The organism is Brasilonema octagenarum UFV-OR1 (assembly GCF_963888615.1).
Classification (GTDB): Bacteria; Cyanobacteriota; Cyanobacteriia; order Cyanobacteriales; family Nostocaceae; genus Brasilonema; species Brasilonema sennae.
This window is the reverse complement of the sequence record NZ_CAWPKW010000213.1, coordinates 20,740-35,954: the sequence shown is the minus strand read 5'-3', so window position 1 is coordinate 35,954 and position 15,215 is coordinate 20,740. Positions and strand designations below refer to the sequence as shown.

Sequence of the window (15,215 nt, the reverse complement as noted above, 5' to 3'; positions counted from 1 at the left end):
AACTTCCATATATTTTGAAAGTCAGGAAGTGGAACAGATAGGGAGAGTGGGGGAGTGATACCCTTTGACAAAAATCCTGATACATTTGACTCCTCCTACTTCCCCTACTTCCCCTACTTCCCCTACTTCCCCTACTTCCCCACTTGCCCACCATGTTCTAACTTTAAAGTGAAACGGTATTACTCACCGCGACAAGTTGTACCAGGAACCTTTTGGTTTTTGAACTTATCACATTCAAGTTGTTGAGCTGGACGCTGTAGTGACCAGCCATAATTTTTGTTAGAAGTGACATAGCCTGTGGGCATTGTGGTCAAACTGAAATTTGCGCCTCGAAAGTTTGTATACTGTCGTTTAGCTCCTGTGAGATTGGCAGCTTCTAAATTGGCACCGATGAATCCAGCAGAACTCAAATCGGTATTGTTCAGAGATGCTGATTTGAGACTCGCACCAGTTAAGGAAGCATTCGAGAGGTTTGCAGAGGTTAAGACTGCGGTGTCTAGATTTGCGCCTGTGAGATCTGCATTTGTCAAGTTTGCCTGAGATAAATTGGCACCTTTCAAGTTTGCTTCTCGTAAATTGGCTCCACTTAATCTAGCTTGAGATAAATCAGCACCACTTAAATCACAACGAGGACAAGTATTTGTTGTTTTTAAAACTTCCAAGTCTTGCTCGTTGAGTGCGAAGGCTTGTGCTGTCAACCCAAAAAAAGTAAACAGAACCGTACTCATGACAATTTTAATGTTCATATTTTTACAGATAGACTCAATTTAGAAAGTTTGGGCAGTAGATGTAATGCTACACTTATATATAAGACTAGTTCAAGAAATAGCGAGAATAAAGAACTAGTAAAGATGTTGTAAAAATTCAGTAAATTCTTGCGATAAGACTGTACAAAAGTGAACACAGTTAATAGAATAAAAACATCAAGACATATACAGAAACTCTATAGTCTACGACCTATTTTTTCCCCCCAAGCCTAATATAAAAGCGGCTGGGGGGAATTATTTTTAGCTTAGATTGCCCAAGTGTGATATGCCTTTATGCGTCTGTTGCTCCTTTGCGATACGCGTAGCGTCAAGAAGAAGGAGTGTAAGGGTATAAGGGTATAAGGGTGTAGGGAATAAATCAGTTTACTGAAATTATGTCATCTGCCTCGCCATCAACTGAGCAAACAGCCCCTCAACTCTAGCCAGTTCCTCAAAACTACCCTGCTGCAAAATTCGACCTGCTTGGAGTACATAGATGCGGTGAGCGTTACGGATTGTACTCAGTCGGTGGGCGATGACGATTCGGGTAACTTGGAGTTTATCTAAACTTTGGCTGACGATCGCCTGAGTTCTGTTATCTAAAGCGCTGGTTGCCTCATCAAAGATCAAAATGCGGGGTTTTAATGCTAGTGCCCGAGCAATCAGCAGTCGCTGTCGCTGTTCCCCCACTTTCTGTTTTGTATCAGAGTAATCCGCTTGGAATCAGGGTAACATTCATCCACTAATAAATATTTACAAGTAGATATGAAACACCTTAGTATGTAAATTTTTACATACGAAAAATTTTATCTGATAGAAGAAAATTTTGCTTTTTGATAGTACGGTATTTGTTTTTCTAAACAGAGTGCGTACAATATTGAGGTAGTATTTGTTATAACCAAGACTATGGGCAATCAGTTTCAGCCAATCCAGAAGATAATTTTTGGCAGTCCTGGGACTGGCAAAAGCTACAAGATACGAGAAATTGCCGAGGAAGAACTCTTAATTGGGTTTGATGAAGCTAACAAAACTCTGTCTAATACAGTAAAAACTGTATTTCATCCTGAATACACATACTCTGATTTTATGGGCAAATTGTTACCCCTAACGTATGGAGGTTCTATAGTATATAAGTACTATCCTGGACATTTCCTCAAGGCGTTGGGTATGGCATATCGGAGTTTGGTTGATGGTAAAGAGGAGAACTATTTACTGGTCATTGATGAGTTGAACCGGGGCAACGCCGCTGCCATATTTGGTTCGGTATTTCAGCTATTAGATAGGGAAGAAGATGGTTGGTCAACTTATGAAGTTGATATCTCTGAAATGGAGTTAGTTGGCTTATTCGATGCGATGGGGTATAAGGCTAATGTTTCCAATGATGGTGTGATACAGATTAATGGTACTAATCTTGAATATTTTAGTAAAATTTTGGAACAGAATTTTAAAGATAACTCGAACCAAAACGGTTTAAGGTTGTTCAACAATTTGCAAAGTCGTAAAATTAATATTCCCTCCAATCTATCAATTATTGCAACCATAAATACATCTGATGAATCTATTTATTACTTAGACAGTGCTTTTAAGCGTCGTTGGGATTGGGAGTATGTAGATGCTCCTAGTAAAGCTAATATGTCATCCAAAACTATACCTGATGCGGTGCGATATACTAATTTGCCGCTAAGTGATGCTAAAATTTTAGATTGGTATCGCTGTATTGTAGGAGTAAATGAATTTATAAAATCACACTCTTACAGTATTAGAAGGATAGAAGATAAACTAATTAGTTGGTGGTTTATCAAGCCGAAATATGGTGAAGTAACTCTGGAACAGGTGCAAGATAAACTAATGTTTTATCTATGGGACGGTGTCTTTGCCAGAAATAAGCAATTATTAACTGAATTTATTCGAGATAAATTAAATAAGAAAAATATTAGCTTAGTTACCTTTACTGATTTTTTGATTTATACAATCGACTTACTAGAGTACTGGCATGATAGCGTGCCTACTGTAGAAGAAAAAGATGATATTGATGTTGGTTTTTAACTAATGCTAAACTTCCACGAATTGCAACCAGTTGTTAACGATAAATATTCGTTTGTCGGCATTCAAAAGCGCGATTCCCAAATCCAATTGTGCTTGCCCCGTGGTTTTGACCCTGCTGTGTTTGATACGTATAATAGCAAATGCTATATATTCTTCTTGCTCTACAAGATATTACGCCAATTTAAAGATATTTGTAATTTTAAAGGATATCTGCAATCTACTGCTGATAGAGATGGAGTTGTTCGGGGTGATGGCAGCACTCAGAAAATCAGCCTACCTGATGCTGTTAATGAAGGAAATATGCTCTATTCCAAGCTGGATAATATTGGTGCTATTTTGGCTGCTTATGATGAACTAAAAATACTGTCTTTAGCTTATCGGTTAGGGATAACTGAGAAAATTGACTACTCTCAGATTCATCGCTTTTTGCACAGGGCAGTGTATCAAAATAATGGTGGGGCATATATTGATGCAATGACCTTGCCCCGACAGCAAGTAAAGTACCAGTCTACAGATATTGTGGCAATGTATTGCTATATCCTCTGGGAAATTAAGCAGAAGCTAGATGAAGAAATTCCGCCTGAGTTGCAGGTACTAGCAGAAGATTTTAAACATAGATATATAGGGGCAGAGTACAGTTTATTCCATGAAGAGTACTGCACTCAAACTATAGATATTCTCAAGGATGTTTTGGAGTTAATCAAACGCTATACTCCGCTTAAGGATGATGATTTTTGGCAGTTTCACGATGCGATTGAGTTATTTTTATATGGAGAACTATCCCAACAGGATGAAGGAGAAATTTGGGGTATTAAGAACTTCCATAGCGTTTGGGAATCTATGTGCATAACATATTTAGCGAAGAATTTAGCGCCAGAATATATTTTGCATTTGGATGGTAGATACATAGCTGATGATGTACTGGCACTAGTTAATAGTAAGCCAAAAATCTTGGATTTGACTGATACTTTTATAATTAATGGCAAGCAGCTAATGCCTGATGCAGTTGTATATTATTTTGGTAAATATTTTATACAAAATAATATAGAACGCTTCAATCAATATTTCACATTGTATAGAAAGGATTGGAATGATTATTCTTACGAAACTCTTTTCAATTGTTACATATCTGGGGAAGTAGAGTATGAGCGTAGGATAAGGATATGTTATAAAAATCAATCTCCAGAAGCAGGGCATACTTTTGTAGAGCTAGAAAAAATATATTCTGTAGTTGGCAAGAAATTATTGATTAATTCGCAATTACCTAACAACTTTTATTCATTTTGGCATATTGATGTCGATGAATTAAACCCTAGTGAATTAGATTTGATGTTTCAAGTTAATCATGTCTTTTGCGTCGCTTTGAAAAATGGTATTTTGACACCCGCTACGTTTAAAGATTTTTTAGAAACTGACTTAGGTGTAGAAGTAGATTATTATAATGTTTTTAATAACTCTTTGTTTAGATATTATGTTAGAGAACGTTATGACAAGAGTATCGATGATTTAGTTAGTACGTTTGCTGATTTTATACAAAAAGTATCTTGTGGTTTTCAAATAGTTGATATCAAATATTTAGAACCGGAAGCTTTTTCTATTAGTAACAATTTTAGAGAATTGAAAGAAAGAAGTATCAGGAAACAATTTGTGTACGAGTATTTGTTACAGCAGCGCATAGAATCTAACGGGAAATATAAAGACTTAGAAATTAGAAGTGATTTTTGGTTTCCCTCTTCGTGGAGTGATTCTAATGTCTTAAAAGAAACAATTAATAACTCATTTTTTGGATATATTGATTTTAATGATGTAAATTTTGCTGCTATTGCTGATAGTTATCTTAGATAATGCAACGTTCGCGTTTCCCGACAGAGTAAACTTTTCAAAACGAATTTTGAATTGTTAACTCATCTGCCTCGCCATCAATTGAGCAAACAGCCCCTCAACTTTAGCCAGTTCCTCAAAACGACCCTGCTGCAAAATTCGACCTCCTTGGAGTACATAAATGCGGTCAGCGTTACGGATTGTACTCAGTCGGTGGGCGATCACAATTCGGGTAACTTGCAGTTTATCTAAACTTTCACTGACGATCGCCTGAGTTCTGTTATCAAGCGCACTGGTAGCCTCATCAAATAACAAAATGCGGGGTTTTAATGCGAGTGCCCGAGCAATCAACAGCCGCTGTCGTTGTCCGCCGGAGAGATTACTACCTCCCTCACTGACGATTGTATGCATTTGCATCGGCATCGCGGCAACATCATCTGCAAAACCTGCCATTTGAGCTGCTTGCCAAGCTTCATCCATCGTAATCAATGCATTACTGGCAATATTCTCAAAAATAGAGGCTGACATCAAGCGACTATTTTGCAGTACTACACCTAATTGGCGGCGCACAGCATGGACATCTAACCCTGCTAAATCTTGTCCGTCGTAATAAATCGTGCCAGATTTTGGGAATTCAAATCCCAAAAGTAACCTTAATAACGTTGATTTCCCGCTACCTGAAGACCCGACAATAGCGATAAATTCTCCTGGTTGGGCGTGGATACTGACATTTTCCAAGATTAATTGACCATCATCGCGGTAACGGAAAGATACCCGATCTACATCTAATTTACCTGATAGTCTTCCTGGATCTGCCTGATTAGACTTGACTTCTAGTTCACCTTGCAGTATTGGTTGAGCACGTTGCCACAAAGGCAAGATTTGTAAAACTTCCACAACTGTGCTACTTAAACTGGTAGCTCCGTTGACAAAAGTGCCAAAAGCGACGTTAAATGCTAAAAAAGTACCAGTTGATAAACCAGAGCCTCCAGGAACTTGGGACTGCCCAATTAAGCTAGTAGCAAACCAGAAGAGGGCAGCAGTTGTTAATGCAGGTAACACGTGATTGATAACGGTGACAGTGTCTTCAATGACTTGGGTACTTAGGATTAATTTCAATTGATGGGTATATTGTTTTCCCCAATAACCAAAGGCGCGGGCTTCAGCTTTAGCGACTCGGAGTTTGGTAACTCCATTAATTAACTGCACCATCACACCAAAGATTTGTCCTTCTTGCTCTAGCAGAGGGCGAACTTTGCGGACAATCAGAGTACCAGAGATGATTGTGACGGCAATATTTACGAATGCTACCACACAAGCTATCAAAGCTAAGGGAAGACTGTAGTAGAACAATAGTCCCAGATTGAGTAGCGAGAACAAACTGGAGAAGATTGTTCTTAAGATTGTACTACCTAGTCTTTGGCGAATTTGAGTAATCGCCGTGACTCTAGAATCCAAATCACCAACTGAAAAGGAGCGAAAAAAGGAAGCTTTTAACTTTAACAATCGATCCCACACTGCGGCTTGAGTAGAGGAATCGGCAAAAGTTTCTAGCCTAATCGTAGCAAATCCAAGGGCTAGTTGAAACAGCATTCCACCAAAGGCAGCAGCTATCAAACCAAAAGCAATTTGGCTTAACAACCCCCGATCAGCATCTGGGATAGCTTTGTCGATCAGGATTGCTGTAGCTTGAGGTGTTAGCATTCCTAATAGACTGATAGTCATGCCCATCACTAAAATTACGATCAGTTCTTTGTAATGACCTTGAAGGGCAAACCGAAGCAAATCAAGAGTTTTGAGCTGTTTATCAGGCAAAGGTCGATAGAATACGTAGGCAGTCGAAGCTAACACTCTTGCTATGGGGGTATCTACAGGAATGCGCCTTTGTTCCGAAGGGGCGTAGAGTTCGTAACGCGTAGCAGACACTGGTAATAGTGCTACTGGCAGTTTGTCCTCAATCGTAAATGCCAACATTGCCCCGCAATCCTTTTCCCACCACTTGTCTCGCAACTGAATTCGCCGTACACGGATATGGGAAGCACGGGCGATCGCTTCCACAGGATCTTGCACTCGTGATAAATCTTCTGATGCAGCTGGGGGACAAATCTTAATTCCTAATGCTCGTCCTACAGCACCAGCAGCAATTAGTAAGGCTTGATCTGGATCAGTTGAATCAAGACTACTACTGAATTCTGAACTATTATTTAGTCTGTCTGACTTTGGCTGTGGCAATACAGATGCTAATTCTGCTAACGTCTCTTGCATCACTTGCCTTTCAAGACGTTCTCTGGCTTGAAATCTCAGTAATTCTGCATCCACTTCCTGCCGTTGGAGCAGATTAATACAATAAAGGAAATAAGTTTGTAATTGGGACAAACCGCCTAATAAGGAATTGATATCTTCGATTTCTAAGGTGTTAACACTTTTTAGCTCAACAGTGTTATCTGCTTGTAGCCACATATTCGCACCTAAAGGCAAGATTGCTGATGCAGGAGTTAACGAGAGTTCCTCAAACCCCATCCATCGAACACGTCCTTGCACGACTTGCACCCACGATATTTGATGCGGCTGGAATATTTGGTCTTTGACTAAGGAGATGTCGCGGGTTTCCGGAAGCGATGTTGGTATCGTTGGTGTAGTGATGCCAGCAAGTACTGAACCTAATTGATAAATCCAGTGTTCTATCAGAGTTACGACTTCTTTATTAGCGTTAGCAAACAATTGATTAAAGTCGGCTTTGGATACTTTGACAATTTCTGTCTCCTCAAGCGACACCGCTAAAATTTTTTGCTCGTTGTCTGTCTTACTTGGTGCAGTCGCAAACATCGCCTGTCCTGCTGTGCTACTAAATAAATAGCGACGGGTATCTTTTGGAATGCTATTATTCACTGCAATCGCAAATAACGCCAAGCTACCAGATTTCACTAGCCAAATTGTCTCAGGCTCATCTAGCTGTAGCGATTCATTGCATTGTAAACGGTAATGTTGTCCTTTGAGATTTGAAAAAGACAACACAGATGAGGCGGATGAGGCAGAGTCTTCTAATTTTGAATTGATTTGGTCCCCTACTCCCTGCTCCCTGCTCCCTACTCCCTGCTCCTCCTGCTCCTCTCCTTCACTGCGGATTAATTCTAAGTACAGCCCTTCAACTTGCTGTAATTCTTCATGGGTTCCCCGTTGGACTATCTTGCCGCGATCAAGGACAATAATTTCATCACAATCTCGGATGGTTGAGAGTCGATGTGCCACGATGATGCAAGTGCAACCGCGCAACCGCAGATTTCGAGTGACGTTCTTTTCTGTTTCGCTATCCAAGGCGCTAGTGGCTTCATCCATGATCAGAATACTAGGATTATTAACCAAAGCACGTGCAATTTCTAGCCGTTGTCGCTGACCACCACTCAAATTGGTTGCACCTTCCAAAAGGTCGGAATTGTACCCATTTGGCAGTGAAAGGATGACATCGTGAAGTTCTGCGTCTTGACAAGCCCGAACCAGATGAGTGTCAGGAATAGTACTATCCCAAAGCGTCAAGTTATCTCTGACTGTACCAGCAAACAACAAAATCTCTTGCTCTACAACAGAAATAGAATTGGCTAGTACTTGACGAGAAATTTCCTCTCTGCGGTTCTCGTCAAATCGAATTTCTCCTTCCCACGGTTGGTATAAGCCACACAAAAGTTTGGCAATGGTAGACTTTCCAGAACCACTTCCACCTACCAAAGCAACTCGTTGCCCTGGCCTGAGCAAAAGATTAAAATTTTCAATCTGCGGTGGAGCGATTTGGCTATAGCCAAATGTCAAATTGCGTAATTCTACGTATCCCCTGAGTTTGGTTAGAAGATAGGGGGATGTTTGCGAACCGACGAGCCGTAAGCTAGAAGACAAGGAAGGCACATAAGGCAAGGAAGAATTTATTTCTCCCTGAGATTCCCTGCCCCTGTGGTCCCTTACTTCCCTGCTTTCCTGCTCAAGCTGCCGATCAATTGGATTACGTAAGATATCATCAAGGCGAGTGAGATTACCTTCCATCTCTTGGAGTTGACTTCCCAAGTTGATGAGATTACTTACCGGAGCGAAAAACCTTTCCATCATACCGAGAAAGGCGATTAACATTCCGATGCTCAAAGCTCCATCCATAACTCGCAAACCGCCCATAGCTAAAAGTAGCATGGAAGCGATCGCTTCGAGAAAACTTGGTAAAACACCAATTGTCTGGTTTGTTTCCTGTAATTCTTGGTCCGTGTTGACGGCTTTGGCATAGTGACCCGCCCACCGGGAAAAAAAATCTGATTCTAACCCAGATGCTTTTAGCGTCTCCATACTCTGAAGACCAGAAATTTCTACGCCGCTGACTTTTCCTTGTTCTTGGATGAGTTTAATGTTGGCATCTACGCGCCGCCCTCTGACCCACTGCAAGGCAGCAAGGTTTATAATCACAAAAGCGATCGCAATTAAGGTTAGCACCACATCATATTGCAACATCACTATTACATATAGAGATACAGATGCTGCTGCAATTACTGTAGTCGCTAACTCACCCGAAAGCATATCAGCAACACTGTTGTTGAGCTGTATACGGCTACTGATTTCCCCAGCATACCGCTGATCATAAAAACTCAGGGGTAGGCGTAAAATGTGCCACAGATACCGACTCTTCATCCCCACGGACAACTTGATTTTCATCTTCCGCAAGAACTGCAACTGTAACAGCGTCAAAAACCCGTTGAGTGCAGCTGTAAACAGCATACCTAAAATTAGCGGACGCAACCATTCATACCGATGCTCAATCAATACGTTGTCTACAAATACCTGGGAGAATGCAGGTAGCGCCAGTCCGGGAATGACTAGCAAAAATCCTGCCACCACGCAGTAAATCAATGCACTAATAGAACCTCGCAGCCGTGACCACAAAGCTAAGATTGTGCTGGGCTTGCGTCCTCCGCGTTGAAATTCTGTACTAGGTTCTGCAACTAGTACGACACCTGTGTAAGCACCACTAAATTCTTCTAGGGAAACAGTACGCCGTCCCATAGCGGGGTCATTAAGAAAAACTTGCTGTTTGCCGAATCCCTCTACAACTAGGAAATGGTTAAAGTTCCAAAATATAATGTAGGGAAATTTCAACTGCGACAAGCCAGCTAAGTTGGTCTTAAAGCATTTGGCGCTAAGTTTATAGTTTCTAGCAGCCTTGAGGATATTTAAAGCACTAACTCCGTCCCGCGATACACCGCAAGCCTGCCTCAGTTCCGTTAGTGGGACAATACGATGGTAATAACTTAGAATAATTCCCAAAGCAGCAGCGCCACATTCTACTACTTCCATTTGCAGTAGAGTAGGAGTATGACACCGCTTTTTTTTAGGCGATAGCTTCGCTGCTGCGCGGAGCGCAGATCGCCCTAATATATTTTTTAGATTTTGCCAGAACATAAAAATATTTTTAAAAAATTTTGACTGTGATTTAACAGTTATCAGTTAGCAGTTATCAGTTCAAGACTTACGCAAAATAATGAAAAAATGAACCGCCTTAGCGCAGCGTGTCCGCAGGACATAGACGCAAAGAACGCAAAGGTAAGAGGGTTTAAAAGGGTTTTTGCGTAAGTCCTACAGTTATCAGTAAGCCAGCGCTGCAGGAGGGTCTCCCTCCGTAGGCGACTGGCGTTCGCCGTAAGGCGTGCGCTCTGCGCACACCCGAAGGGTTATCAGGTAGGAAACGGACTCGTCCACCCCTTGTTCACTGTTCACTGTGTAGGTAGCTGTTCACTGTTTTTATTTATAGTCATCAAAATAATGAAACGGTATGATTTATGTTCCGTCGGAACAGCATAATACCATATCACGAAATACCACTCCAGGATTTTAAAAGTGGCAGGACAAATGTAATCGGGGCGCGTTCTTCCACAGTGACTTGTACTGAGGTAGTAGTTCCTGAAGTGACTTTCATCTGTGGTCCAGTTGAAGAAGACCATTTGTAGCCGCTAAAGCTCGAAGAGTCTGATTGCAATCGAGAAGTCATTAAGATTTGCGGTCCTTGTGACATTAAAGCTTCCACAAATTCGGTATTACCTACTACACTTAATGCACCCTGTTTAGTCACAGGAAAGGGTGAGACATCTGTGACACCACCAATGATGCCACCAAAGCGTTCCCGTTGCACTGTACTAGGCGTGACTTGTAACTTCATTCCCTTTTGAATTTTCTTGCCATCGCCAACAGGAAAAAATGCCACACTCATAGGTTGAGTTGATCGCTGTTGTGCGGCTATTGTTCCTATGGGTGTACCCTGTGAGACAACTTGTCCTGGAGTTGCCGAAATTTCTAAAACCCGTCCAGAGTAGCTACTCTTGATTAAGCTGCTACTCGACAATTGCAGTGCTAATTGAGCAATATTGCGCCGGACTTCCTGAATTTCTTTTTTGCGAGTAGTTACTGCTTCTAAATCTTGTTGCGCTGCGGTTGCTTTTTTACTATCTAGTTGTTTTAACTGCGCTTGCAAATCTTTAATTGAGTTCAGGTTCTCTAGATATTGTCTTTGTGCATCTGCTTCTTTGACATCCAGTTGCTTGAGTTGCGATTCGGCTTCATTAATTTGTGTCACCGCATTTAAGTAATCCTGCTGTGCTTGTAGTACCGTATCGCCAGCAATTGCTCCTTCGTTTAATAACTCCTGACGGTTGTTCAATCTCTGTTGGAAAGTAGGTAGCAGTTTTTGCAGTGCTTTTAAAGTTTGTGTTTGGTTAACGCGATCGCGTTGAATCGAATTTAGCCCTTTGTCTCTTAAAATCGGTGTTAATTTCTGTACTGCCTGGAGGTTTTGCCGCAAAGATTCGCTTTGCTGTTTAATCGCTTCTTTGTCTGCGTTTTGCCGCTGTAGTTGCACTAAACTAGCAGCGCGATCTTCTATTTGTAGTTGCCCTAATTTAGAGCGTTGTAGTTGTAGCTGTTTGAGGAGTTCGCTTTGGTCTAGCGTTGCCAATATATCTCCTCTATTTACAAAATCGCCAACCCGGATGTTAACTGTTTGTAATTTACCACCAAGTGGTGACTGAAATGAGGTAATTGTACTGGGATAGACTATAATTCCAGTACCCGTGACCGTAATTGGAATTCGACCTAAAAAACTCCAAGTCAGCCCCATTGCCACCAACGAACCAACTGCAACTATAGGTAGCCACTTTTTCGGGCTGACTACCTGCATGATGTGATCTAATTCTTCAGGCGAAGAAGCACGGTCTAAAGCTTCTTTGCGGAACAAGTCGCTTCTTTGATTAATCACCACAGACCATCCCATTGTGCTACCGCAACTTTATAAGTTGCAGCTTTGATAAAGGGTAAGCAATAGTAACGTTTTGTTTGCTTTGGCGTACAATTATCCATAAGATTTATGCACTCTCGACGTCACCCCTTCGCTTAATTCAAAATTCAATCCGGGACTGCGTCCCCCTGCCCTAACAAAATTCACGCATTATCCTGCGCAAAGGCTTACATTAGCGCTACACACGCAATTTCGTCATCTGTGCATAAACAAGCAGTGGCTCCTGTCAGAACCACATTTTATTGATTATTTAGGAGAATATTGACGGGTAGGTAAGAAGTAAGGGATAATAAACGAAGGTCTCTTACCATTTGACCTTTCACTTTTATCCCGCTTACACCCGTCAATGTTCAAAGTAACGTTGTAGTAGGTTTTGCAGCCAGAAAATACCAGACCACTATGTTATAAGATACCCGTATACTTATTTGTAAAGGTCGTTATTAGTCCTTTGTCAGTTGTTGGCAGCATCTGGCAAAGGACTTCTGGTTAATAACTGTCTTCACGAAATAATCTATAACTTGCATACCTTCTAGCTTAGTGCTGTTCTGATTTGTATGATTACAAATCATGGATGATGTAAGGAATTTTTGGCAATACAAACTGCTGTAATGGCTTTTGGTTGAGGTGCTCACTCAAGATGAGCATACTATCGAGATAAGCTAGTAACCCTACTGAGTCAGTCAAAAGTCAAAAACTTTACAGTATAAGCTTTTCGTTGATTTTGTAGACACGGAGGTACTTACCGCAGGGTATGCGTGCTTTATGGGCGGCGTTTTGTCTGAATAACCTTTTGAGTTGCATCTTGTTTAACACTAGCTTTCCCGTCACCATTAACGACTAGTGCGACACCAACTTGAGTGATTTGTTGCGTGGTTACAGTTGCACCATCAATTTTTACATTAGTGGGAGCTTTAACACCAATAGCGACGTCTGAACCTCTTCCTCCTACAATTCCATTGATTTCTTCATCAGTTAACTCGGTCAAAACTGTGAATGTTTCTTGCTCAAATTTTAGAGTTGACATAAAAGTTCCTTCGTGGTGTGAAATAGTTTTGGGAGAGTGAAATTCTTTTCTTTACTTCACCAATAATTGGTAATCAAAAAATCCTTAGATGCTTCAACTCGTGATTATCTACTGATTTTTTCTTATTGTCGTTAAATATTACCATATTCTTAACATTCAAACGACATTATTTGGTTAAGTCTTGCACTTTCACTACATTATAAATATTACATATTACCAGGACACTTTTTATAAATTTTGGATAAAAGTTCTATTAAGTATTTTAATTAGTATTTTTTTCAAATTAGAAACTATGGACAAAAAACCTATTTAAAAAATAGGATAAATAGAAATAGTAAGTCGTTACAAAAAAATAAAAGTTAATGTCTAAACTCTATAAAACATCTAAGAAAAAAATTATTTATTTGACAAGTAACTTACAAATCTTATAAGTTACTACTGCTTAGACAAGCTAAAATACACCAAATTATTCATAACAAACAATATCCCCAAACTATAATAAATTCCGGGATACATAAGTAGCTTGTGAAAAAAATTACAACTATATAACGAAAAGCGAAACAAAAAAATTAGAATTTAATTTCACACGTTCTGTACTGTAATTTGCTTTTTATCCTCTAGCTTGAATACCGTCAATTACGGCATAAGGCAAGATCTAATTCCTCATCAAATATTCGCCCAGATACTCCAGAAAAATTATGCAATACAGGCAATTTCGTCACCATGCCTGACTTCTAATCCATATACGTACGAACGAAAATAAACCTATCATTTAATAAGAGATCAAAGGCTGAAGAAACAAAAAATTTTGATACTTGAATTGCGCATAAACAAGGAGTGGTTCCTGTTGATACCACAATTTTATTAATTTTTCGAGGGGAAAGTTGACGGGTAGGTAAGAAGTAAGGGATAACAAACGAAGGTCTCTTACCCTTTGACCTTTCACTTTTATCCAGCTTACACCCGTCAATGTTCAAAGTAACGTTGTAGCAATTTTTGCAGCCAGAAAAGACCAGACCACTATTCTTATAAGATGCTCGTGTAGTTATTCGTAAGAGCCGTTATTAGTCATTTGTCAGTTGTTGGCAGCATCTGGCAAAGGACTACTGGTTAATAACTGTTATTACGAAGTAATCTATAACTTGCATACTTTTTAGGTTAGTGCTGTTTTGATTTGTACTGATGATACAAAATCATGATAGAGGAATTTTTGGCAATACAAATTGCTGTAGTGACTTTTGGTTGAGATGGTCACTCAACTAGAGCGTACTACGGAGATAACTTAGTACTTGTAGGTAACGTACGCACGATCTTTGCTATTATCAATCGATTGATTTGAACCTTGAATAGAGGTAGCTTTTGTATCGCTATTTTTTCCTCCACCATTTGCTATGACAGTAGCAGATTGATTGGATGATTGTGCGTTAACACCTTTAGCACTACTGTAACCAGAGTTTTTGGAGGATTGACCACCACCAACAATTCCGCTGATTTCTTGTTCGGTTAACTCGGTCAAAATTGCTACTACTGACATAAAGGCTCCTTCCTGGTAAAAATAGTTTTGGGACAGTGAAATAAATTTCTTGACTTAACCAATTATTGTTAATAAGAAAAATCTTTAGATAGCTTGATAATTATCTACTGATTTTTTTAATTAACTTAGTTGTCAGATTTAATTTCAATGTAAAATCCGACAAATATTTAGTTGGTAAAGCTTTGTTTTTTCACTATGTTTAAATATTACAGCTTTTATTATTTAAATAATATAAAGATACTTTAAAGTTTATAAGCACTTTTATAAAGTTTATGTTTTATATAGTTAAAAAATAGAACTACAAATGTCATAAGAATAAAAGTAATAAAAGTAGGATAAATAAAAATAAAAAAGCCTTCAAATCCATTAAACTTTACAATTAAAAGTAGATAAAAAATATACAAAAAAAGTATTTAAAAGTCATTGACAGATATCGCAAGCTCCTACTGCTTAAGCAAGCGAAAGGATACTAATTTATTCATAAAAAACAATATCCCCGACTTCTTTATAAATCGGGGATATATACTTTGATTGGATGCACGAAGGGTAAGTTTAAATGTAATCGTTCACGGGCGGTAGGTCTTTTGCCTAAATCCTTAAAAAACAGTTGCCAACGCACTACGCGCGGTTTTTTCTATTCAAAATTACCCAAAAAAATCAAACTTAGGCTGATTTTAGTAGTGATTTCGTGGATTTCATGTTCGATATTTTTTGCTCACCTCGTGAACG

At 39.6% G+C, this 15,215-nt stretch carries 8 protein-coding genes and 1 pseudogene; 2 read left to right on the top strand and 7 right to left on the bottom strand.

The window, feature by feature from the left end; translation table 11 throughout:
* Positions 1-179: 179 nt before the first annotated feature.
* Together AC5590_RS16120 and AC5590_RS16115 are read right to left on the bottom strand one after the other, a co-directional pair.
* Positions 180-746, bottom strand: a complete 567-nt coding sequence (locus tag AC5590_RS16120) for a pentapeptide repeat-containing protein (RefSeq protein ID WP_169264574.1) — start codon at positions 744-746, stop codon at positions 180-182.
* Between the two features lie 393 nt (positions 747-1,139).
* A pseudogene (locus tag AC5590_RS16115) lies at positions 1,140-1,433 on the bottom strand (NHLP bacteriocin export ABC transporter permease/ATPase subunit); the annotation flags it as partial.
* Positions 1,434-1,652: 219 nt separating this feature from the next.
* On the opposite strand from AC5590_RS16115, the gene AC5590_RS16110 reads away from it, so the two are divergent.
* Together AC5590_RS16110 and AC5590_RS16105 are read left to right on the top strand one after the other, a co-directional pair.
* Positions 1,653-2,792: a 5-methylcytosine-specific restriction endonuclease subunit McrB gene (locus AC5590_RS16110; protein ID WP_169264573.1), complete on the top strand. Its 1,140-nt coding sequence runs from the start codon at positions 1,653-1,655 to the stop codon at positions 2,790-2,792.
* 3 nt (positions 2,793-2,795) lie between these two features.
* On the top strand, positions 2,796-4,637 hold the full coding sequence (locus AC5590_RS16105) for a hypothetical protein (RefSeq protein WP_169264572.1): 1,842 nt from the start codon (positions 2,796-2,798) through the stop codon (positions 4,635-4,637).
* Between the two features lie 54 nt (positions 4,638-4,691).
* On the opposite strand, the gene AC5590_RS16100 is transcribed toward AC5590_RS16105, so the two are convergent.
* The 5 genes from AC5590_RS16100 to AC5590_RS16080 all read right to left on the bottom strand — a co-directional run bounded on the left by AC5590_RS16100 (position 4,692) and on the right by AC5590_RS16080 (position 14,486).
* Positions 4,692-10,043: an NHLP family bacteriocin export ABC transporter peptidase/permease/ATPase subunit gene (locus tag AC5590_RS16100; protein WP_169264571.1), complete on the bottom strand. Its 5,352-nt coding sequence runs from the start codon at positions 10,041-10,043 to the stop codon at positions 4,692-4,694.
* A 406-nt stretch (positions 10,044-10,449) separates the two neighbouring features.
* Positions 10,450-11,889, bottom strand: coding sequence for an NHLP bacteriocin system secretion protein (locus tag AC5590_RS16095; protein WP_169264570.1), 1,440 nt, complete (start codon positions 11,887-11,889; stop codon positions 10,450-10,452).
* 597 nt (positions 11,890-12,486) lie between these two features.
* Positions 12,487-12,612 carry a hypothetical protein gene (locus AC5590_RS16090; protein ID WP_256379363.1) on the bottom strand — a complete coding sequence of 42 codons (126 nt, stop codon included), beginning with the start codon at positions 12,610-12,612 and terminating at the stop codon, positions 12,487-12,489.
* Between the two features lie 76 nt (positions 12,613-12,688).
* On the bottom strand, positions 12,689-12,952 hold the full coding sequence (locus AC5590_RS16085; RefSeq protein ID WP_169264569.1) for a hypothetical protein: 264 nt from the start codon (positions 12,950-12,952) through the stop codon (positions 12,689-12,691).
* Positions 12,953-14,234: 1,282 nt separating this feature from the next.
* Positions 14,235-14,486 (bottom strand): hypothetical protein, encoded by a 252-nt coding sequence (locus AC5590_RS16080; RefSeq protein ID WP_169264568.1) that lies wholly within the window; start codon positions 14,484-14,486, stop codon positions 14,235-14,237.
* Positions 14,487-15,215 lie beyond the last annotated feature (729 nt).

Bases quoted from the DNA above. Each gene is read 5' to 3' on its own strand.
- AC5590_RS16120 (WP_169264574.1), bottom strand. From the start codon at position 746: ATGAACATTAAAATTGTCATGAGTACGGTTCTGTTTACTTTTTTTGGG.
- AC5590_RS16110 (WP_169264573.1), top strand. From the start codon at position 1,653: ATGGGCAATCAGTTTCAGCCAATCCAGAAGATAATTTTTGGCAGTCCT.
- AC5590_RS16105 (WP_169264572.1), top strand. From the start codon at position 2,796: ATGCTAAACTTCCACGAATTGCAACCAGTTGTTAACGATAAATATTCG.
- AC5590_RS16100 (WP_169264571.1), bottom strand. From the start codon at position 10,043: ATGTTCTGGCAAAATCTAAAAAATATATTAGGGCGATCTGCGCTCCGC.
- AC5590_RS16085 (WP_169264569.1), bottom strand. From the start codon at position 12,952: ATGTCAACTCTAAAATTTGAGCAAGAAACATTCACAGTTTTGACCGAG.
- AC5590_RS16080 (WP_169264568.1), bottom strand. From the start codon at position 14,486: ATGTCAGTAGTAGCAATTTTGACCGAGTTAACCGAACAAGAAATCAGC.